The organism is Pseudomonas sp. S12(2018) (assembly GCF_024355235.1).
GTDB classification, from domain to species: Bacteria; Pseudomonadota; Gammaproteobacteria; order Pseudomonadales; family Pseudomonadaceae; genus Aquipseudomonas; species Aquipseudomonas palmensis.
The window spans coordinates 340,223-359,529 of the sequence record NZ_QLAD01000002.1; the positions used below are offsets into that span (position 1 = coordinate 340,223).

Consider the following 19,307-nt stretch of genomic DNA (forward strand, 5'->3'; position numbering starts at 1 on the left):
ATGACCTGTAGGAGCCGGCAAGCAGCGCCGCCACCTGCCGGGACTGCAAAGACCGCACGATTCCCTTTATGATGCCCCGCATGATCAGAGACCCTTTCGAAAGACTCGGCCTGGACCGCGAGGTCCTTACCGTCAGCCAGCTCAACGGCCGCGCCCGCGTGCTGCTCGAGGACGTGTTCAGCAACATCTGGGTCGAGGGCGAAATCTCCAACCTCGCCCGGCCCGCCTCCGGCCACGTCTACTTCACCCTCAAGGACAGCGGCGCCCAGGTGCGCTGTGCACTGTTTCGCAACAACGCCGCCCGCGTGCGCCAGGCATTGCGCGACGGCCTGGCGGTCAAGGTGCGTGGCAAGGTCTCGCTGTTCGAGGGGCGCGGCGACTATCAGCTGATCCTCGACACCGTCGAACCGGCCGGTGACGGCGCCCTGCGCCTGGCCTTCGACGCGCTCAAGGAAAAGCTCGGCAACGAGGGCCTGTTCAGCAGTGAACGCAAGCGCGCCCTGCCCGCCCACCCGCAGCGTATCGGCATCGTCAGCTCGCCCACCGGCGCGGTGATCCGCGACATCATCAGCGTGTTCCGCCGCCGCGCCCCGCAGGTGGAGCTGACCCTGATACCCACCGCCGTGCAGGGCCGCGAAGCCATCAACCAGATCGTGCGGGCCCTGCAACGCGCCGATGCGCAAGGCTTCGACGCGCTGATCCTGGCCCGTGGCGGCGGCTCGCTGGAAGACCTCTGGTGCTTCAACGAAGAAGCCGTGGCCCGTGCCATCGCCGCCTGCGTCACGCCCATCGTCAGCGCCGTGGGGCATGAAACCGACGTGTCGATCAGCGACTTCGTCGCCGACGTGCGCGCCCCCACCCCTTCGGCCGCCGCCGAACTGCTGGCCCCCGACAGCAGCGACCTGGGCCGACGCCTGGAAAGCCTGCAACGCCGCCTGCTGCTGCGCATCCAGAACCGCCTGGCCCATGACCGGCTGCGCCTGGACAGCCTGGCGCGGCGTCTGCGCCACCCCGGCGAACGCCTGCGCCAGCAGGCCCAGCGCCTCGACGACCTGGACATGCGCCTGCGCCGCGCCTTCGAGCAGCGCCTGAACCAGCGCCGCGAACGCCTGGCACGCCTGGATACCCGCTTGGCCGCGCAGCACCCCGGGCGTGCCCTGGCGCTGCTCAAGCAACGCCTGGACAACCTCGCCGAGCGCCTGCCGCGAGCCATGCGCCAGACCCTCGCCACCCGCCGCCAGCACCTGCAGGTGCAGGTGCAGACACTGCAGGTGGTCAGCCCGCTGGCCACCCTCAGCCGTGGCTACAGCATCCTGCTCGACGAGCGCGGCCAGGCCATCCGCAGCGCCGCGCAGACCCGCAACGGCCAGCGCCTGACCGCCCGCCTGGGCGAAGGCGAGCTGCAGGTGCGGGTCGAAGACAACCACCTGACCCCGGTCACGCTCTCTCTACTGGACTGACTCATGCCCCGACTGTTTGCCCCGCTGCTCGCCCTCTGCCTGGCCTTCGCCGGCACCGCCCAGGCCAGCTACATCACCCGCCAGTTGAACAAGCCGGTGCCCGGCGGCGTCGCGGTGGTCGACCTCGGCCCCGCCGCCCAGGCCCCTCAGGCACGCTTCGACGGCAAGCCGGTGCTGGTGGTACGCGAGCAGGACACCTGGCTGGCCATTGTCGGCCTGCCGCTGACCCAGAAGCCCGGCACCGCCAGCCTGACCCAGGGCGAGCGCACCCTGAGCTTCACGGTCGCCAGCAAGAAGTACCCCGAGCAGCGCATCACCCTTAAGAACCAGCGCCAGGTCAACCCCAACCCGGCCGACCTCAAGCGCATCGACGCCGAGCTGGCCGAGCAGCTCAAGGCCTACCGCAGCTTCAGCCCCAACCTGCCGAGCAACCTGCTCCTCGACAAGCCGGTCAACGGCCCGCTGTCGAGCAAGTTCGGCGTGCGCCGCTTCTTCAACGGCGAGGAACGCAACCCGCATGCCGGCCTGGACTTCGCCGTGCCCGCCGGCACCCCGATCAAGACCCCGGCCAACGGCAAGGTGATCCTGATCGGCAACTACTTCTTCAACGGCAACACCGTGTTCGTCGACCACGGCCAGGGCTTCATCAGCATGTTCTGCCATATGTCGAAGATCGACGTGAAACCCGGCCAGCAACTGAGCCGTGGCGCCATCGTCGGACGGGTGGGCTCCACCGGCCGCGCCACCGGGCCGCACATGCACTGGAACGTCAGCCTGAACGACGCACGGGTCGATCCGGCGATCTTCATCGGGGCCTTCCAGCCCTGATCAGCGTCTTGCGCCAATCAAAAAGACCGCGCAACTGGCGCGGTCTTTTTGATTGGTCGGCGCTATAAAATCACGACAATCTTCAGTTTTTAAGCATTCCTCTCAATTTTTTTGCAGTGCTTGCCATCGTTCACCCCACTGGTTAGGGTTGACCCATGAAAACCACGCACACCCTCATCCTGCTTCGCCAACATCGCAGCCTTTGCCTGGTCAGTGCCCGACTACCAAGCTGAATCGCGTCGCCTCGCCCATTCATCACTTGTACGTTCGGCGGGCCCCTTTCAAGGCCGCACAATAAGGATTGCCTTCATGACCATGCTCAAAGACCCTTCGAAAAAATACCGTGCCTTCGCTCAGGTAAACCTGCCTGACCGCACCTGGCCCTCGAAGACCATCACGGCCGCGCCGATCTGGTGCAGCTCGGACCTTCGCGACGGCAACCAGTCGCTGATCGAGCCGATGGATGCGGTCAAGAAGCTGCGCTTCTGGAAGACCCTGGTCAGCGTGGGCGTGAAAGAAATCGAGGCCTCCTTTCCATCGGCCTCGCAAACCGACTTCGACTTCGTGCGCACCCTGATCGAAGACGGCCACATCCCGGACGACACCACCATCCAGGTGCTGACCCAGGCCCGTGAAGACCTGATCGCACGTACCTTCGAATCGCTGCGCGGGGCCAAGAAGGCCATCGTGCACCTGTACAACGCCACCTGCCCGGCATTCCGCCGCATTGTCTTCAACCAGGACAAGCAGGGCGTCAAGGACATCGCGGTGAACGCGGCCAAGCTGTTCGTCAAGTACGCCGCCCAGCAGCCGGAAACCCACTGGACGTTCCAGTACTCGCCAGAGACCTTCAGCGCTACCGAACTGGAGTTCGCCAAGGAAGTCTGCGACGCGGTGATCGAGGTGTGGAACCCGACCCCCGAACACAAGGTGATCCTCAACCTGCCAGCCACCGTGGAAGTTTCCACCCCGAACATCTATGCCGACCAGATCGAGTGGTTCGGGCGCAACGTGTCGCGCCGTGACAGCGTGATCATCAGCCTGCACACCCACAACGACCGTGGCACTGGCGTGGCTGCCACCGAGCTGGGCCTGATGGCCGGCGCCGACCGTGTCGAAGGCTGCCTGTTCGGCAACGGCGAGCGTACCGGCAACGTCGACCTGGTGACCCTGGCCCTGAACCTCTACACCCAGGGCGTGGACCCGGAGCTGGACTTCTCCGACATCGACGGCGTGCGCAAGGTGGTCGAAGAGTGCAACCAGATCCCGGTGCACCCGCGTCACCCGTATGTAGGCGACCTGGTGCACACCGCGTTCTCCGGCTCGCACCAGGATGCGATCCGCAAGGGCTTCACCCAGCAGAAAGAAGACACCCTGTGGGAAGTACCGTACCTGCCGATCGACCCGGCCGACATCGGCCGCAGCTACGAGGCGGTGATCCGCGTCAACAGCCAGTCGGGCAAGGGTGGCATCACCTACCTGCTCGAACAGGAATACGGCATCAGCCTGCCGCGTCGCATGCAGATCGAGTTCAGCCAGGTGGTACAGGGCGAGACCGACCGCCTGGGCCTGGAAATGACCGCCCAGCAGATCTACAAGCTGTTGCAGAGCGAGTACCTGCAAGCCAACGCCCCGTACGCGCTGGTCAGCCATCGCCTGCAGGAAGAGAACGGCCACAGCGCCGTGGAAGTGGAAGTGGCCGGTGAAGGCGAAACCACCCTGCACTGGCGTGGCAAGGGCAACGGCGCCCTCGAGGCCCTGGTGGCCGGCCTGCCGGTAGCCGTGGAAATCATGGACTACAACGAGCACGCCATCGGTGCCGGTACCCACGCCAAGGCGGCGGCCTACATCGAACTGCGCGTGGCTGGTGGTCGTCCGGTGCACGGCGTGGGTATCGATGAAAACATCACCACCGCCAGCTTCAAGGCGCTGTTCAGCGCACTGAACCGCTCGCTGAGCCAGCAGGCTGCTAAGGCGGCGTAAACGCCAACTGACACGCTGCTGCATGCAATGCCCGCCTCTGATACGGAGACGGGCATTTTTTTTGGTTGTGCGAAAGCCTGCGGGGCGCTGGCGTGCTCGGTATACTGCCGGCCTCATTATTTTTGCCACACCTGTAAGGACACTCAATGAGCCACTACCTGGAACGGGCACTCACCAGCCTGCGCACCATCGGCATCAACTTCATCCAGCCCGTTCAGGATGCCCCGGTTCTGGTACTGCTGGACCGCGTGGCCCACTACGACACCACCAAGGTCACCTCCATCGCCACCGTGTTGCAGCAGGCCACCAGCTTCAACAGCATGGTGCGCGAGCAGATCGAAGGCATGGACATCTCCACGCGCTTCATGGACATCACGCAGAGCTTCACCTCCATCCGCGAGGACGCCGCCGCCATGGCCGGCTGGATGGATGACGGGCGCCTGGACGCGATGGAAAAGATCAAGCTGACCTGGATGAACGTGCGTCGCGGCTCCATCCCCAGCCGCTTTGCCGATATCCGCGAAAACTACCTGAAGGTGTGCAAGTCGGCCAACGACCAGATCGCCCGCGAGAGCGTGATCCTGGAGTCGTACATGGACTTTCGCATGGCCATGAAAGCCGCCGAGGTGGAAGCCCAGCAGGTGCTGGCCATCGCTGGCGAGGCCCTGCAGCAGCGCACCCTGGCCCTGAACGAGGCCAACGCCCGGGTCGCCGACGCCGAAAGCGCCGAGCCCGCCGCACGCGCCGCGCTGGAACTGGGCCGCGATGAAGCCGTGCGCGCCCTGCAGGACGAAGACAAGCGCTACCAGATCATCAAGGACATCGCCGATGACCTGAAGGTCGGCTACAACACCGCCGAAATGGTCTTTGCACGCATCAATCAGGTGCACGTGATCAAGGAGCGTCAATACCAGCGCATGGTGTCGTTCTTTTCCACCAACGAAGTGGTACTCACCGGGCTTGCCGTGTCGTTCACCGCCAACAGCGGCCTGGCCGAAGCCACCCACACCCTCAATGCCACCACCGACGGCATCAGCCAGGGCCTGGAGTCGCTGGGCAGCACCGGCAACCAGCAGCTCGAAGCCGCGGTCAAGGCCAGCTACGGCTCGACCATCAAGGTCGACTCGGTGCGCGCCCTGGCTGACGCCACGCTGTCGTTCCAGACCGACATGAAGCAGATGGCCGACACCTACCGCGCAGAGTCGAGCAACGCCGCCCGGGATATCGCCGAAGCTGTCGAAGAGGCCAAGCGCAAGTTCGCCGCCCTGCTGACCAAGGCCGCCTGATGAGCAGTGTTCCTCTGTCCGAACAGCTGGGCGCGATGGCGGTGGTCGACCAGCTGCGCCATCAGCAGATGCAGGTGCAGGAGCACCTGAACCTGCCGCAGCGCCGCGCTGAAGTCGCCGAGCGTATCCGCACCTACTACCAGGCCCAGGGCATCGCCTATGACGATGCACTGATCGAACAGGGTGTGCGGGCGTTCTTCGCCCGGCGCCTGGCCTTCGAGGCGCCCGAACAGACCGCACTGCAACGCCTGACCACGCGCCTGCTGCTCAACCGCAGGAAGCTCATGCGCATCCTGCAACTGATCGTCGTCGCGCTGCTGGCCGTACAGTGCACCCGGGTGGTGAACGACACCGCCAAGACCTCCAAGGTGCAGGACAACGTCCGTACGGCCGAGTATCGCAGCAGCGATCTGAGCGCCGACCTTGCGCAGCACCAGTCGCGCCTCGATGCGTTGCAGCAAGCCGTCGCGCAACAGCCCGAGCCCGCGGCCACGCGCCTGCTGGGGCCGCTTGCCGAGCGGCTGACGCAGGTTCAGACACTGCTGACGCACCGACCGTGGCCGCAACTGATCGACAGCGACAACCGCGACAGCGTGCAGCAGGACCTCGATACCTACGAACGCAACACCCAGTCGGCGCGCGCGCAACTGAGGCAGGCCGACAAGGGCCTGAACGACGTCCAGGCCATTATCGATGCCCGCAGCCGCCTGCAGGCCGTACTGCACAACCCGGCGTTCACCGCAGGCGCCAAGCGTTTCGGGGTGATGGCGCAGCAGGCCCGGGTGGCCGACCAGGCCATCGGCAACGCCGACACCCAGGGCATCGAGGTGGTCGACCGTGAAGTCGGTGAGCTCGAAAGCCAGCTCGATCGCATTCAGCAAGTCCAGCCGCTGATCCGGCGCCTGGACGAAATCGAGCAGCAGTTGCCCGCCCTGCGCCTGCCGCCGAACGACCTGCGGGTGGTGCGTGCCCAGGCCGCCCAGGTCGACAAGGCCATCGACGCCCTGCAGGCACGCCAGGCCAGCGACCACCTGTCGACGCTTGACAGCCTGCTGGTGTTCGCCCGTCAGGCACTGGAGCTGCGGGTGGTGGACCGCTACGGCGTCAAGTCGGGGGTCGAGCGCTGCTATGACCAGGCGCTGTGCAACCAGGGCGGTGACTCCCTGCAGGGCAAGAGCTGGTACCTGGTGGTCGAGGCCGTGGACGCCGCCGGCAACCCGATCAGCGTGCCGGTCACCAGTTCGGAAACCGGCGAATCGCGCTGGGCGTCCTACTTTGGTGTGCGGGTCAGCCAGGCCGAGTACCTCAAGGTCAAGGAAGACAAACTCAGCGACGGCCACATCGACGACCTCGCCATGGGCAGCAAGCCTGCCAACATGCTGAGCCTGAAATTCAACCAACGTGTCGCCAAACCCGACATGATCCTGGACTGGTGATGACATGAGACCCAGCAAGCTCATCGGTATCGTCGCCGACAATGCACGCAGTTTCGAGCACGTGCTGCGCGACGCAGAACAACAACTGGCCAGTGCCACCGAGCGCCAGATGGCGCTCGAACAGGACATCCTGACCCGCCTGCGCAGCATCGCGACCCTGCAGCTGGAGCACGCCCCGTCGCTGCAGGACGAGGTGGTTCAGGCCCTGCACGAACGCCAGCTGGCCCAGGGGCAGTTGCGCCAGCAACTGCTGGAGGTCGAGCAGCAGATCGCCCAGTCGCTGGAGGCGACCGCGCAGGTACAGGAGCGCCTCGACGACCTCGACCGCCAGGCCCGCGACCAACTGGCCCAGGACCCGACCTACACGGCGCAGATGCACCAGCTGGAACAGGCCATCGCCGCCAACCTCGAAACCGTCACCGGGTATGCCGACATTCGCCAGGAGTGTGCCGACAAGCTGCCGATGTTCGGCCGCAACCCGATCTACCACTTCCTGCGTGATCGCGATTTCGGCACCGAACAGTATCGGTTGGGCCGCATCAGCCGCTGGCTCGATGGCTGGCTGGCCAGGCAGGTCGACTACAGCGGCAACCGCAGCAACGAGCTGAACCTGCTCAACATGCAGCAGCGCAACGAGGCACTGCAGCTCGAGCGCGACGCGCACATTGCCGCGCTGGAGCAAAGCACCGGCCAGCAACTGGCCGACGCCCAGCAGCAGGCAGGCATGGAGCCGCTGCGCGAAGCGCACAAGGCGTTGTACAAGCAGACCGTGGCCAGCAAGCAGCAGGCCAACGACATTCACGCGCAACTGACCGCATTCACCCACAACCAGGACCCGCACTACCTGCGTGCCCGCCAGTGGCTCACCGACCAGTTGCAGGCCAAGAGCATCGAGCAACTGCTCGAGCAGGTGAAGAAGACCCCCGATACCGCAGACGACCAGATCGCCTTGCAGCTGCAGCGGCTGTACCCGCAGGTCGACGGCGTGGAACGGGCACTGGCCGAGGCGCGCCAGACCCATGGCCTGGCCCAGCAGTCCTATGACCGGGCCAAGGAGCTGGAGCGCGCGCTGCGCACCGACTTCTTCCGTGACGACGGCTATCAGTACAAGGCAACGCTGGGCATCGAACGTCTGCTGTCGGACTACATGACCCGCGATGTCACTCTGGGCTATCTGGTCGGGACCATCCGCGAACACCGCGAGCTGGTGCCGCGCGTCGCCGTCGAGCGCAGCTCGTACAGCAGTAGCAGCTCGGGGTCGAGCTGGAGCAGCTCCAGTTCCAGCAATTCGAGCAGCAGTTCCAGCAGCAGTGGCGGCTTCTCCAGCTCCGACAGCAGCGGGGGCGGCGGCTTCAGGACCTCGGACAGCTTCTGATGGCATGCCCGCTGGCCTGCCGACGCAGGCCAGCGCGGCGCATCACCCGCGCGGGTAGCGCTCGTTCACGCTGAAATCGAAGCGCCAGCAGCCCGCGTTTTTCCGGGAACTGTAGTGCTCGAACAACACCTTTTTCTGCAGTTCGTCCCAGCCGAGCGGGTCCACCGAGGCCTCCTCCAGCACCGTGACCAGCGTGTCTGTGGCAACCGACGACAGGTAGATCAGGTCTTCGCGCATCACCTGCGCGTTGGCATCGAGAATCGGCAGCACCTTGTTGTGCTCGAAGTAGTAATCGATCTCCGACGCGCCCATCACACAGTGTGCATACAGGATGTGCACCTGATAGGCATAGAACACCCCGGGGCCGACCAGCTTGCGGGTGTGCTTCTGGGTGGTGGAGTCGTTCCAGCTTTGCGCAGCCTGGAACGATACCCGGACCTCTGAACTCACTCCCACGCCCTTGAATTCCAGCTGCACGCCACCAGACACTTCGGTGGTACGGCTGAAGCTTCGGGTAAAGCCATGGGTGACCTCGAAGGTGCGTTCATCCTCGCCGTTGCTCGGCACCTGGACGGTGCCGACATGCTCCACGTAAGCGGCAACCGGCACCGAATACATGTCCCACCACCGCTTGCCGTCGAACATCTGGCCGAACTCGGTGGCATCCTTTATCCAGCAGGCCTGGCGTACCTTGTCACCGCCAAAGAGGTACTTGTCGATGTGGTAGCTCCCGCGCTGTGCGGGGGAGTCGGCGCCAAACACGTTGTCTTCACTCATGACGGTTCCCTCAGTACTTGTAGTGAATCTTCTGGCTTGCGGAAAAATCGAACGACCAGGCGCCGGCATTGCATTCAACCTCGTAACCTTCGGTCAGCACCTTGCGCTGCAGGGCATCCCAGGCAATCGGAGGGGTGGCCGCGGCATCGGCCACCGCCACATACACGGCCGTGCTGATGGCCGACAGGAAGTACAGGTCGGTACGCCCCTGCGTGGCCAGCGTCTTGCTGGTGCGAAACGCCTTGCTCAGCTGTCCGGCCGAGGTCGCGCAATGGGCATACACCAGGTTCATCTGGTAGATGGCGAACACTCCGCTGCCGGGCAGCAGCAGCGTCAGACGGTTGTCGTTCGGCGCCCCCCAGGCGATGTCGTCGACAAAGCCGGTGTGCAGGCTGGAGAGGATATTGACCCGCTCGATGGCCGACGACACCGAATAGGGCGCGTCCACTTCACGGATGAACTGCTTGCTGTGGCCCTGGGCAAAGGTGATGGCATGGCGCTGGTTACTCAGGCCGTTGAGCCGCAGGGTATCCACCGCTGACAGGTAGGCGAACACCGGTCGGGTGTAGGTGGCCCAGGCACTGGAGCCAATGCGGATATCGCCGTAGACGGTCTTGCCGTTGACCCAGCAGCCGGGTGCCAGGCGCTTGCCGCCGATCAGGTGGCGCTCGAGCGAATAGGACCCGGTCTTGACCGCGTAGCCGCTGAGTCGCGGATTTGTAGCGTGTTCGATTTCGTCGTCCAAGGTATGCACTCCCTGCAGAAAACCCATGAGTTTTCGATACTAGGGAGGCCGCGACAGGCTCGGCAGCGGGACGTGCTTCCTGGATGGGCAGCGGCCTTGCCGGTCAATGGCGCCGGCAAAAAAAAAGGTGCGCCGACCAAGCGCACCTCAAAGCCGTACAGCACACAACGAATTCTCTAGTCCAGCAACGCCAGCGCCTGGGCACTGCACGCCTGCACGCGTGCCCACTCGCCGTTCTTGATCCAGCTGCTGTCGAGCATCCAGGTTCCGCCCACGCACATCACATTGGCCAGGGCCATGTACTGCTTGACGTTGCCCGGGTTGACCCCGCCGGTGGGGCAGAAACGCACCTCGCCGAACGGCCCGCCGAATGCCTTGATCGCCGCCGCCCCGCCGCTGATCTCGGCCGGGAACAGCTTGAAGCGCCGATAGCCCAGCGCGTAGCCCATCATGATCTCCGAGGCGCTGCTGATGCCCGGCAACAGTGGCAACGGGCTCTCGACCCCCGCCTCCAGGATGTCCTGGGTGCACCCCGGCGTGACCACGAACTGCGCACCGGCCTGTTCCACCGCCGCCAGCATGCTGCGGTCGAGCACCGTACCGGCTCCGACGCACAACTCCGGGCGCTGTTCGCGCAGCAGGCGGATGGCGGTCAGGCCGTGTTCGGAACGCAGCGTCACCTCGAGCGTCTTCAGCCCCCCGGCCGCCAGCGCATCGGCCAGCGGCAGGATGTCCTGCTCGCGGGCGATGGTGATCACCGGCAGAATGCGCGCCTGGCCGCAGATGCGGTCGATCAGGGCAATCTTGTCGGCCATGGAAATGCCCGGCTGTGAAGGTTCAAGGGTTGTCATAACGGCGTGTCCTTGGTTCATGGGCACCAGTAGATTTCCAGGGGGTCTTGAAGAAAGGCGCGAATCGGCATCTGCGCCGGGTCGTCACCGCCCAGCGCGGCGCGCAGGGTAGCGAGTTTGCCTGGCCCTTGCACCGACAACAGTGTCGCACCTGCACCGGCCAGCACACGCCGGGTCAGGGTCAGGCGCTGATGCGGCACGCTCGGCGCCAGCATCGGCAGTACCCGGCGCTGGCTCTGGGCCTGCAGGCCCTCGGCCAGGTTGGGGCTGCCCGGAAACAGCGAGGCGGTGTGACCGTCATCGCCCATGCCCAGCACCAGCACATCGATCGGCGGCAGTTGGGCAAGCGCCTGGTCCGCCTGCTCGGCAGCGGCTTCGAGGCTCGCGGCGGGACGGTACAGGCCGACCAACCGCGCCTTGGCCGCCTCGCCCTGCAACAGGTGCTGCGCCACCAGGCCGGCATTGCTGTCGGCATGTTCCACCGGCACCCAGCGCTCGTCCGCCAGGCTGACCACCACCCTGGACCAGTCCAGCGGCTGCCTGGCCAGGCGCTGGAAGAACGCCACCGGGCTGCGCCCGCCCGACACCACCAGGGTGGCCTGGCCGTTTTCGTCCATCGCCGTGCGCAACCGCTGCGCCACATCCACAGCCAGGCCCTCGGCCAGGTGCGCCGCATCGGCAAACTCATGTGCCGTCACGCTCGCCGGCAGCTGCAGTTCAGATATCGCCATACCATGCCCTCCCATCGCGGGTAATCAGTGCTATCGAGCTCATCGGCCCCCAGGTGCCCGCCGCATACGGCTTGGGCGCATCACCGGCGTGTTTCCAGCCGGCGATCAACTGGTCGCACCATTTCCACGCATATTCGATTTCGTCCTTGCGTACAAACAGGTTCTGGTTGCCGCGCATCACTTCCAGCAGCAGGCGCTCGTAGGCATCCGGAATGCGTGCGCTGTGCCAGGTATCGGAAAAATTCAGCTGCAACGGGCCGCTGCGCAGTTGCATGCCCTTGTCCAGGCCCTGCTCCTTGGTCATCACCCGCAACGAAATGCCTTCGTCCGGCTGCAGGCGGATGATCAGCTTGTTGCCGATCTGCAAACGTTGTTCCGCCGCGAAGATGTAGTGCTGCGGCTCCTTGAAATGGATGACGATCTGCGACAGTTTCTGCGGCATGCGCTTGCCGGTGCGCAGGTAGAACGGCACCCCGGCCCAGCGCCAGTTGCGGATATCGGCCCGCAGCGCGACGAAGGTTTCGGTGTCGCTCTGGGTATTGGAGTTGTCTTCCTCGAGGTAGCCGGGCACAGCCCGCCCCTCGCTGTAGCCCGCTATGTACTGGCCACGCACCACCTGGGTGCTCAGGCCCTCGCCGCTGATCGGTGCCAGTGCCTTGAGCACCTTGACCTTCTCGTCGCGAATGCTGTCGGCCGAGAGGTCGCTGGGCGGGTCCATGGCGATCAGGCACAGCAACTGCAGCAGGTGGTTCTGGATCATGTCGCGCAGTTGCCCGGCCTTGTCGAAGTAGCCCCAGCGGCCCTCGATGCCGACCTTCTCAGCCACGGTGATTTCCACGTGGGAGATGGAGTTCTGGTTCCACTGGGTTTCGAACAGGCTGTTGGCAAAGCGCAGGGCAATGAGGTTCTGCACCGTCTCCTTGCCCAGGTAATGGTCGATGCGATACACGCGGTTTTCGGGGAAGTACTGCGCCACCGCGTCATTGACCCTGCGCGACGACTCCAGGTCATGGCCGATGGGCTTTTCCAGCACCACGCGGGTGCGCTCGCTCAGGCCGACCTTGTCGAGGTTCTCGCAGATGCCGCCGTACACCGCCGCGGCGGTGGCGAAATAGGCGATCAGTGGCGCGTCGGGTTGTACCTGTTCGAGCAGCGCCGGGTAGTCCTGAGCCTGAAGAAAATCCACATGCAGGTAGCTCAGGCGCGCCATGAAGCGCTGCAGGGCCAGGGCCTCGATATCGCTGCCCACGTGCTTGTGCAGGTGCGCCTCGATCGTCGCCAGGTGCTCCTGCGGGCTGCCGGCTTCGCGGGCCAGTGCCAGCACGCGGGTCTGCTCATTCAGCAGGCCCGCGCGATCGAGCTGGTACAGCGCCGGGAACAGCTTGCGCAACGCCAGGTCGCCCAGGGCGCCGAACAGGGCAAAGGTGCAGGGTTCAACGGTGATCGAAGCCATGATGTTGGTTCTTTTATCAAGTTGACGTAGAAATACCGGTTTCAATCGCAGTTTTCAAGGGCTAATGTAGTAAAACTAACAACATATTGCCGTGTATACAGAATCAAGTGGTGCGCCAACCGTGCCATCAGTACGATAGGCCACCGCGTCAAAAGCCGTCTGCCCGTGGCAGCCGGCGGCCTCCCCGACCCAAGGACATACCCCCATGGACCGCGTGCGAAACCTCCTGGAGCAGATCCAGGGCCGCCTCGACGAGCTGAACAAGGCTGAGCGCAAAGTCGCCGAAGTCATCCTGGCCAACCCGCAGCAAGCCACGCGCTTCAGCATCGCGGCGCTGGCCCAGGCAGCCAAGGTCAGCGAACCCACCGTCAACCGCTTCTGCCGTTCGTTCGGCGTCAGCGGCTACCCCGAGCTCAAGCTGCAACTGGCGCAGAGCCTGGCCAGCGGCGCCGCCTATGTCAGCCGTGCGGTAGAAGCCGACGACGACCCTGCATCCTATACCCAGAAGATCTTCGGCAGCGCCATCGCCTCGCTCGACAGTGCCTGCCAGCAGCTCGACCCGCAACTGGTCAGCCGCGCCGTCGACATGCTGATCCAGGCGCGCCAGATCCACTTCTTCGGCCTGGGCGCCTCGGCCCCGGTGGCACTGGACGCACAGCACAAGTTCTTCCGCTTCAACCTCGCCGTGTCGGCGCATGCCGACGTGCTGATGCAGCGCATGCTGGCCTCGGTGGCCCATACCGGCGAGCTGTTCGTGATCATCTCCTACACCGGGCGCACCCGCGAACTGGTCGAAGTGGCACGCCTGGCACGGGAAAACGGCGCCTCGGTGCTCGGCCTCACCGCTGCCGACTCGCCACTGGCCAAGGCCAGCAGCCTGAGCCTGAATATCCCGCTGCCCGAAGACACCGACATCTACATGCCGATGACCTCGCGCATCATCCAGCTGACCGTGCTCGACGTGCTGGCCACCGGCATGACCCTGCGCCGTGGCGTGGACTTCCAGCCGCACCTGCGCAAGATCAAGGAAAGCCTCAACGCCAGCCGCTACCCGATCGACGACGAACTCAATTGAGCGAATGCGCCTGCAACTGCAGGTGCGCCCGCTCCCCCGGCGCCAGGCTGAGGCTGTCGCTGCTGCCACTGGCGGCCTCGACGCAGATGAAGCCCTGGGTCTCGCTGCCGCTCACGCCCATCAGCGGCCGGCTGCCCGGATGCCACACCACGGTGTCGTCGCTGTCGCCGGTATCGATGCACAGCTGACGCTGCCAGGCCGGGTCGTTGACCTGCAGGGTCGCAGCATTCTGGAACACCCGCTGACAGCCGCCCTGCACTTTCAAGGCGCCCTTCTGCTGGCATGCCTGACGCCTCAGATGATCGTACCCCCTCGCATTCTCTAGCCCAGATAGCGCTATCTCAGAAACGTCACTAATACGCCAGTAGGCCAGCAGAGCATGACTCAACTGGCACGGCAGGCTGTCCTGGTGCTCGGTGCTCAGTTGCAACTGCATGCGCTGGCCCAGGTTGGCTACCAGGTCGACCTGCCAGTCGCACAGTTGCAGGCGCCACATGAGGGTCACACCTTCGTCGCTTTCGCTGCTGTCGATCAGTTTCCAGTCGAGCAGGCGCGCCCAGCCGTGGGCCGGCCACATGTCTTCACTGGGGTGACGGCCGTACCAGGGCCAGCACACCGGCACACCGCCACGAATGGCGCCGACCTGCGGCCACTGCGCCGCGCACCACAGCCACGGGCGTTCGCCACGGGGCTGGAAGTGCAGCAGTTGCGCGCCCTGGCGACTGAACACCGCCTGGCACTGGGGGTGATCGATGATCAGCACGTCGCGCTGCTGGTAACGCTCCCACTCGAAGGTCGGTCGCGGCCGCTGCGAGGTGAAGAAGCGTTGAAGCGGGTGCTCGGACATGTTTCGGGACTCTTGTTGTTAGGGGGGCCTGTTCGCCGGCAACGCCGGCTCCTACAGAAGTCGACCTTGCCGGCGAAACGCCGAATTGGCGTAAATTTACAACATATCCCCTCAGAACGACGACTGAATCTTCAGCCCGGCGACGACCGCATTGTCCACCTCGCTCACCCCGCCCGGGTGACGGATGTACTGAAGGTTGGGGCGCACGGTCAGCCAGTTGGTCACGTGCACGCCGTAGTACAGCTCGGCGTTGTACTCGGTACGCTGGATCGGCACGAAGCCCATGTCGTTGTAGTCATCGATACCGCTGACCCCATTGAGCTGCTGCGCACGCTTCTTCACGTCATCGTTGACATGAATGCGCGCCACGCCGAAGCCGATGTCGTCCTTGGGCCGCGAATCGAAGGCGCCCTTGTACACCATGCCCACCTGCTGGTAGTTGTCGACCACGTTGGTGGCCTTGTCGTGCACGGTAAAGTTGGCGAACAGGCTCAGGCCGCGATTGGCATCGCCGTTGTGCGCAGTAACCTGCTGCTGCGCCACCACCCACCAGCCATGCTTGCTCGAATGCGACTTGGGGTCTGCGCCAGTCAGGCCCTGGGGTTGGCCATTGACGTCCTCGTAGATGTCATCGGCCTTGGCAGTGCTGTAGTAGTAACCCAGGCGGTACTCGCCGGGCAGGCCGTTGACCCTGGGGGCCCACACCAGCTCCACCGGCAGGATCATGCCCTTGGTGCCGCTGCCGCTGAGCTTGAAGCCATTGCCCGTCTCAAGGTTCGAAGGGTTCTGCTCGAACACCCCGACCTGGGCGAAGAACTCCGGCGTGAGGTTGTATTTGGCGCGCAACGCCCACTGGCTGACCGGCCAGTTGTACCAGATGCTGCCCACCCAGTTGCCCACCTGCGAGCCGCAGAAAGCCAGGTTCTGGAAATCGCAGGGGAAGCTGTTGAACTCCTCGCCCGGGCCGAAGCGCCCCGCCTTGAGGTCGAGCTTGCCGTCGAAGTAGGTCTGCTTGACCCACATCTGGGTCAGGCGCCAGGTCTGCCCGCGGCCCCACACCTCCTGCACCGAGCTGAACTGCCCGGCCCGAGGGTCGCTGATGCGGTCGTTGGACAGGTTGCGCCCGCTGCGCTCGGTGATCGCCAGCTTGAACTCGGCGTCGTGCCAACCCAGGATCTTCTCCAGGTCCATCTTCACGCCCAGGGCGAACTGGTCGCTGTAGCGCGCCGTCTTGTCGTTGTTGTAGCCACCCTTCAGGTTGCCGGCAACCTCGCCCACGTAATCCAGCGAAAAATCGTAGCCCTTGTCCAGCAACTCGGTGCGTGTGCCGCCCCAGTCGCCGCTCATCCACTTCGACTCCGGGTCGAAGGCGCCGGCAGCGTGCGCCCCGCAACTGACCCCGAAGGCCGCCAGCAGGGTCATGCAGCCCCGCGGCAAAACACGTTTGAAATGATCCATCCCCTGTGTCCTCGTCTTATTGTTTTCGATGGTGTCCATGCTTTACAACGAATTCAGCGGCCCCTGAATTGGGCAATGTTGTCGGTGCCGACCGTATCGACCGGTGCCCGCCCGCGCCCCAGCCGTTCGCCCGTTTCTGCATCGAACAGCAGCACCCGCGCAGGATCGAACTGCAAGCTCAGGCTTTCACCGACCTGCGGCGCGAACTCCGGTGCCAGTCGGCAGCACACCTTGGTCTGGTTGAGGGTCACGAACACCAGGGTGTCCGGCCCGGTCGGCTCGGTGACCTGCACCTGGGCGCGAATGCTCGGCAGGCCATTGCCTTCGACCGCCGCCAGGCTGATCTGCTCCGGGCGAATGCCCAGGATCACCTCGCGCGCCTCCAGCCCCGCCTCGCCGATGCCCAGTGGTAGCTCGCAGCGCCCCTGGCCGCTGTCGAGCAGGGCCAGCAGGCGACCCTCCTGGCGTTGCAGGCGCAAGGGTATGAAGTTCATCGGCGGCGAGCCGATGAAACTCGCCACGAACAGGTTGGCCGGGTCGTTGTAGATCTGCTGCGGGGTGCCGAACTGCTGGATCAGCCCATCCTTCATCACCGCCACCTTGTCGCCCAGGGTCATGGCCTCGATCTGGTCGTGGGTCACGTACACCGTGGTGGTCTTCAGGCGCTGGTGCATCAGCTTGATCTCGGTGCGCATCTCCACCCGCAGCTTGGCGTCGAGGTTGGACAGCGGTTCGTCGAACAGGTAGATCCTGGGCCGACGCGCCAGCGCCCGGCCCATGGCCACGCGCTGCTGCTGCCCACCGGACAGCTGGCCGGGCTTGCGCCCCAGCAGGTGCTCGATCTGCAGCAGCTTGGCCACTCGCGCCACCTCTTCGTCGATGGCCGCCGGGGTCATCTTGCGAATCTTCAGGCCGAAGGCGATGTTGTCGCGCACGTTCATGGTCGGGTACAGCGCATACGACTGGAACACCATGGCGATGTCGCGATCCTTGGGGCTCATGCCACTGATGTCGGCGTCGTCCACCAGAATCGCCCCGCCGCTGATCTGCTCCAGCCCCGCGATGCAGTTCATGAGGGTGGATTTGCCGCAGCCCGAAGGGCCCACCAGGATCAGGAACTCGCCCGAGCCGATCTTCAGTTCGATGTTCTTCAGCGTGTCCGGCAGGCCGCTGCCGTAGGTCTTGTTGACGTTGCGCAATTCAAGCGTTGCCATGTTCTACCCCTTGACCGCGCCGGCGGTGAGCCCACGCAGGAAATACTTGCCAGCCAGCACATAGACCAACAGGGTCGGTAACCCGGCGATCATCGCCGCCGCCATGTCGACGTTGTATTCCTTGGCCCCGGTGCTGGTGTTGACCAGGTTGTTGAGGGCCACGGTGATCGGTTGCGCGTCGCCACTGGCGAACACCACGCCGAACAGAAAGTCGTTCCAGATCTGGGTGAACTGCCAGATCAGGCACACCATGATGATCGGGATCGACATGGGCAGCAGGATGCGCCCGAAGATGGTGAAGAACCCCGCGCCATCCAGCCGCGCCGCCTGCACCAGGGCCTGGGGCACGCTGGTGTAGTAGTTGCGGAAAAACAGCGTGGTGAAGGCCAGGCCGTACACGATGTGCACCAGCACCAGGCCGGTGGTGGTACTGGCCAGGCCCAGCTTGCCGAGGGTGAACGAGGCCGGCAGCAGCACCGTCTGGAACGGCAGGAAGCAGCCGAACAGCAGCAGCCCGAAGAACAGCTGCGAGCCGCGAAAGCGCCACATCGACAGCACGTAGCCGTTGAGCGCTCCCACCAGGGTGGAGATCAGCACCGCCGGCACGGTGATCTTCACCGAGTTCCAGAAATAACCGCCCACCGCGTCCCAGGCCTTCACCCAGCCGATGCCGGTGATCACCTCGGGCCAGCTCAGCAGGTTGCCGGTGCGGATGTCGTCGGGGCTCTTGAAGCTGGTCAGCAGCATCACGATCAGCGGCACCAGGTACACCAGGCAGGCCGCGATCAGGGTGGCGTAGACCGCCAGGCGGCTCAGGCTCGGTCGACGAGCAGCAAGTGAATTACTCATGGCGCTTGCTCCTGAGTTCCGAATACAGGTACGGCACCAGGATCGCCAGGATCGCACCCAGCATCAGGATCGCGCTGGCCGAGCCCATGCCCATCTGGCCGCGGCTGAAGGTGAACGAATACATGAACATCGCCGGCAGGTCCGAAGCGTAGCCCGGGCCACCGGCGGTCATTGCCGCCACCAGGTCGAAGCTCTTGATCGCGATGTGCGCCAGGATCATCAATGCACTGAAGAACACCGGGCGCAGGCTGGGCAGCACGATGCGCAGGTAGATGGTCGGCAGGCTCGCGCCATCGACCTGGGCGGCGCGGATGATCGACGGGTCGACCCCGCGCAGCCCGGCCAGAAACAGCGCCATGACGAACCCCGAGGCCTGCCACACGGCAGCAATCACCAGGCAGTACACCACGCGATCGGGGTCGACCAGCCAGTCCAGGCGAAAGCCTTCCCAGCCCCAGTCGCGCAGCATCTTGTCCAGGCCAAGACCGGGGTTGAGCAGCCATTTCCAGGCGGTGCCGGTGACGATCATCGACAGCGCCATGGGGTACAGGTAGACGGTGCGGATAAAGCCTTCGCGGCGGATACGCTGGTCAAGCAGCACCGCCAGCAGCACGCCGACCACCAGGCTGATGCCGATGAACATGCCGCCGAACAACAGCAGGTTCTTGCTGGCGACCCACCAGCGGTCGTTGTCCATCAGGCGGGCGTACTGGGCCAGGCCCACCCACTTGTAGCTGGGCATGAAGCTTGAATTGGTGAACGACAGGACGAAGGTCCACAGGATATAGCCGTAGAAGCCCACCAGCACGATCAGCATGCTCGGCGCCAGTACCAGTCGGGGCAGCCAGCGTTGCAATGCATCGAGGGGTGAGGCCTTGTTGAGGACGGCGATAGTGCTCATCGGAAGGTTCTCGGTTGGAAAGGCGGCGCGTTGCGCCG

At 64.7% G+C, this 19,307-nt stretch carries 17 protein-coding genes; 7 read left to right on the forward strand and 10 right to left on the reverse strand.

From position 1 onward, the window contains the following. Positions 1–80: 80 nt before the first annotated feature. The 6 genes from xseA to DN388_RS05490 all read left to right on the forward strand — a co-directional run bounded on the left by xseA (position 81) and on the right by DN388_RS05490 (position 8,368). Entirely contained in the window at positions 81–1,460 is a 1,380-nt protein-coding gene (gene xseA, locus DN388_RS05465; RefSeq protein ID WP_123753032.1) for an exodeoxyribonuclease VII large subunit, read from the forward strand. A gap of 3 nt (positions 1,461–1,463) precedes the next feature. After that, on the forward strand, positions 1,464–2,288 hold the full coding sequence (locus tag DN388_RS05470; protein WP_104571854.1) for a M23 family metallopeptidase: 825 nt from the start codon (positions 1,464–1,466) through the stop codon (positions 2,286–2,288). Between the two features lie 309 nt (positions 2,289–2,597). Next, the gene (gene leuA / locus DN388_RS05475; protein ID WP_043860402.1) at positions 2,598–4,271 is read left to right on the forward strand and encodes a 2-isopropylmalate synthase; all 1,674 of its coding nucleotides are present in this window, start codon (positions 2,598–2,600) and stop codon (positions 4,269–4,271) included. 146 nt (positions 4,272–4,417) lie between these two features. After that, positions 4,418–5,557 carry a hypothetical protein gene (locus tag DN388_RS05480; RefSeq protein ID WP_043860401.1) on the forward strand — a complete coding sequence of 380 codons (1,140 nt, stop codon included), beginning with the start codon at positions 4,418–4,420 and terminating at the stop codon, positions 5,555–5,557. Next, the gene (locus DN388_RS05485; protein WP_052504209.1) at positions 5,557–6,993 is read left to right on the forward strand and encodes a DUF6384 family protein; all 1,437 of its coding nucleotides are present in this window, start codon (positions 5,557–5,559) and stop codon (positions 6,991–6,993) included. The genes DN388_RS05480 and DN388_RS05485 overlap by 1 nt, the downstream gene beginning before the upstream one ends. 4 nt (positions 6,994–6,997) lie before the next feature. Further along, the gene (locus tag DN388_RS05490) at positions 6,998–8,368 is read left to right on the forward strand and encodes a hypothetical protein (protein ID WP_254997399.1); all 1,371 of its coding nucleotides are present in this window, start codon (positions 6,998–7,000) and stop codon (positions 8,366–8,368) included. Between the two features lie 42 nt (positions 8,369–8,410). Here DN388_RS05490 and DN388_RS05495 read toward each other — a convergent pair whose 3' ends face one another. The 5 genes from DN388_RS05495 to zwf form a co-directional block, all read right to left on the reverse strand. Next, positions 8,411–9,145 carry a monalysin family beta-barrel pore-forming toxin gene (locus DN388_RS05495; protein WP_043860399.1) on the reverse strand — a complete coding sequence of 245 codons (735 nt, stop codon included), beginning with the start codon at positions 9,143–9,145 and terminating at the stop codon, positions 8,411–8,413. A gap of 10 nt (positions 9,146–9,155) precedes the next feature. Beyond that, on the reverse strand, positions 9,156–9,890 hold the full coding sequence (locus DN388_RS05500) for a monalysin family beta-barrel pore-forming toxin (protein ID WP_157811420.1): 735 nt from the start codon (positions 9,888–9,890) through the stop codon (positions 9,156–9,158). Between the two features lie 176 nt (positions 9,891–10,066). Beyond that, complete coding sequence (locus tag DN388_RS05505) at positions 10,067–10,741, reverse strand: bifunctional 4-hydroxy-2-oxoglutarate aldolase/2-dehydro-3-deoxy-phosphogluconate aldolase (RefSeq protein ID WP_043860397.1); 675 nt, start codon at positions 10,739–10,741, stop codon at positions 10,067–10,069. Positions 10,742–10,758: 17 nt separating this feature from the next. Beyond that, on the reverse strand, positions 10,759–11,472 hold the full coding sequence (gene pgl / locus DN388_RS05510) for a 6-phosphogluconolactonase (RefSeq protein WP_254997405.1): 714 nt from the start codon (positions 11,470–11,472) through the stop codon (positions 10,759–10,761). After that, the gene (gene zwf, locus DN388_RS05515; protein WP_043860395.1) at positions 11,459–12,925 is read right to left on the reverse strand and encodes a glucose-6-phosphate dehydrogenase; all 1,467 of its coding nucleotides are present in this window, start codon (positions 12,923–12,925) and stop codon (positions 11,459–11,461) included. The genes pgl and zwf overlap by 14 nt, the downstream gene beginning before the upstream one ends. A gap of 214 nt (positions 12,926–13,139) precedes the next feature. Between zwf and hexR the strand changes: the two genes are divergently transcribed. Beyond that, positions 13,140–14,000: a DNA-binding transcriptional regulator HexR gene (hexR, locus tag DN388_RS05520; RefSeq protein WP_173925072.1), complete on the forward strand. Its 861-nt coding sequence runs from the start codon at positions 13,140–13,142 to the stop codon at positions 13,998–14,000. Here hexR and DN388_RS05525 read toward each other — a convergent pair. The 5 genes from DN388_RS05525 to DN388_RS05545 form a co-directional block, all read right to left on the reverse strand. Then, on the reverse strand, positions 13,993–14,847 hold the full coding sequence (locus tag DN388_RS05525) for a D-hexose-6-phosphate mutarotase (RefSeq protein WP_254997409.1): 855 nt from the start codon (positions 14,845–14,847) through the stop codon (positions 13,993–13,995). The two genes, hexR and DN388_RS05525, sit on opposite strands and share 8 nt — an antisense overlap. 111 nt (positions 14,848–14,958) lie before the next feature. Next, positions 14,959–16,305: a carbohydrate porin gene (locus DN388_RS05530; RefSeq protein ID WP_043860392.1), complete on the reverse strand. Its 1,347-nt coding sequence runs from the start codon at positions 16,303–16,305 to the stop codon at positions 14,959–14,961. A gap of 53 nt (positions 16,306–16,358) precedes the next feature. Next, positions 16,359–17,519: an ABC transporter ATP-binding protein gene (locus tag DN388_RS05535; RefSeq protein WP_100633044.1), complete on the reverse strand. Its 1,161-nt coding sequence runs from the start codon at positions 17,517–17,519 to the stop codon at positions 16,359–16,361. 3 nt (positions 17,520–17,522) lie between these two features. Beyond that, the gene (locus DN388_RS05540; RefSeq protein WP_054915077.1) at positions 17,523–18,368 is read right to left on the reverse strand and encodes a carbohydrate ABC transporter permease; all 846 of its coding nucleotides are present in this window, start codon (positions 18,366–18,368) and stop codon (positions 17,523–17,525) included. Then, on the reverse strand, positions 18,361–19,269 hold the full coding sequence (locus tag DN388_RS05545; RefSeq protein WP_043860389.1) for a carbohydrate ABC transporter permease: 909 nt from the start codon (positions 19,267–19,269) through the stop codon (positions 18,361–18,363). Before DN388_RS05545 ends, DN388_RS05540 begins: the two co-directional genes overlap by 8 nt. Positions 19,270–19,307: the final 38 nt, after the last annotated feature.

Excerpts from the sequence above, each read along its gene's own strand:
- zwf (WP_043860395.1), bottom strand. The coding sequence starts at position 12,925 with ATGGCTTCGATCACCGTTGAACCCTGCACCTTTGCCCTGTTCGGCGCC.
- DN388_RS05470 (WP_104571854.1), top strand. The coding sequence starts at position 1,464 with ATGCCCCGACTGTTTGCCCCGCTGCTCGCCCTCTGCCTGGCCTTCGCC.
- pgl (WP_254997405.1), bottom strand. The coding sequence starts at position 11,472 with ATGGCGATATCTGAACTGCAGCTGCCGGCGAGCGTGACGGCACATGAG.
- DN388_RS05525 (WP_254997409.1), bottom strand. The coding sequence starts at position 14,847 with ATGTCCGAGCACCCGCTTCAACGCTTCTTCACCTCGCAGCGGCCGCGA.
- DN388_RS05485 (WP_052504209.1), top strand. The coding sequence starts at position 5,557 with ATGAGCAGTGTTCCTCTGTCCGAACAGCTGGGCGCGATGGCGGTGGTC.
- DN388_RS05535 (WP_100633044.1), bottom strand. The coding sequence starts at position 17,519 with ATGGCAACGCTTGAATTGCGCAACGTCAACAAGACCTACGGCAGCGGC.
- DN388_RS05505 (WP_043860397.1), bottom strand. The coding sequence starts at position 10,741 with ATGACAACCCTTGAACCTTCACAGCCGGGCATTTCCATGGCCGACAAG.
- leuA (WP_043860402.1), top strand. The coding sequence starts at position 2,598 with ATGACCATGCTCAAAGACCCTTCGAAAAAATACCGTGCCTTCGCTCAG.
- xseA (WP_123753032.1), top strand. The coding sequence starts at position 81 with ATGATCAGAGACCCTTTCGAAAGACTCGGCCTGGACCGCGAGGTCCTT.
- DN388_RS05530 (WP_043860392.1), bottom strand. The coding sequence starts at position 16,305 with ATGGATCATTTCAAACGTGTTTTGCCGCGGGGCTGCATGACCCTGCTG.
- DN388_RS05540 (WP_054915077.1), bottom strand. The coding sequence starts at position 18,368 with ATGAGTAATTCACTTGCTGCTCGTCGACCGAGCCTGAGCCGCCTGGCG.
- DN388_RS05480 (WP_043860401.1), top strand. The coding sequence starts at position 4,418 with ATGAGCCACTACCTGGAACGGGCACTCACCAGCCTGCGCACCATCGGC.
- DN388_RS05545 (WP_043860389.1), bottom strand. The coding sequence starts at position 19,269 with ATGAGCACTATCGCCGTCCTCAACAAGGCCTCACCCCTCGATGCATTG.
- DN388_RS05490 (WP_254997399.1), top strand. The coding sequence starts at position 6,998 with ATGAGACCCAGCAAGCTCATCGGTATCGTCGCCGACAATGCACGCAGT.
- DN388_RS05495 (WP_043860399.1), bottom strand. The coding sequence starts at position 9,145 with ATGAGTGAAGACAACGTGTTTGGCGCCGACTCCCCCGCACAGCGCGGG.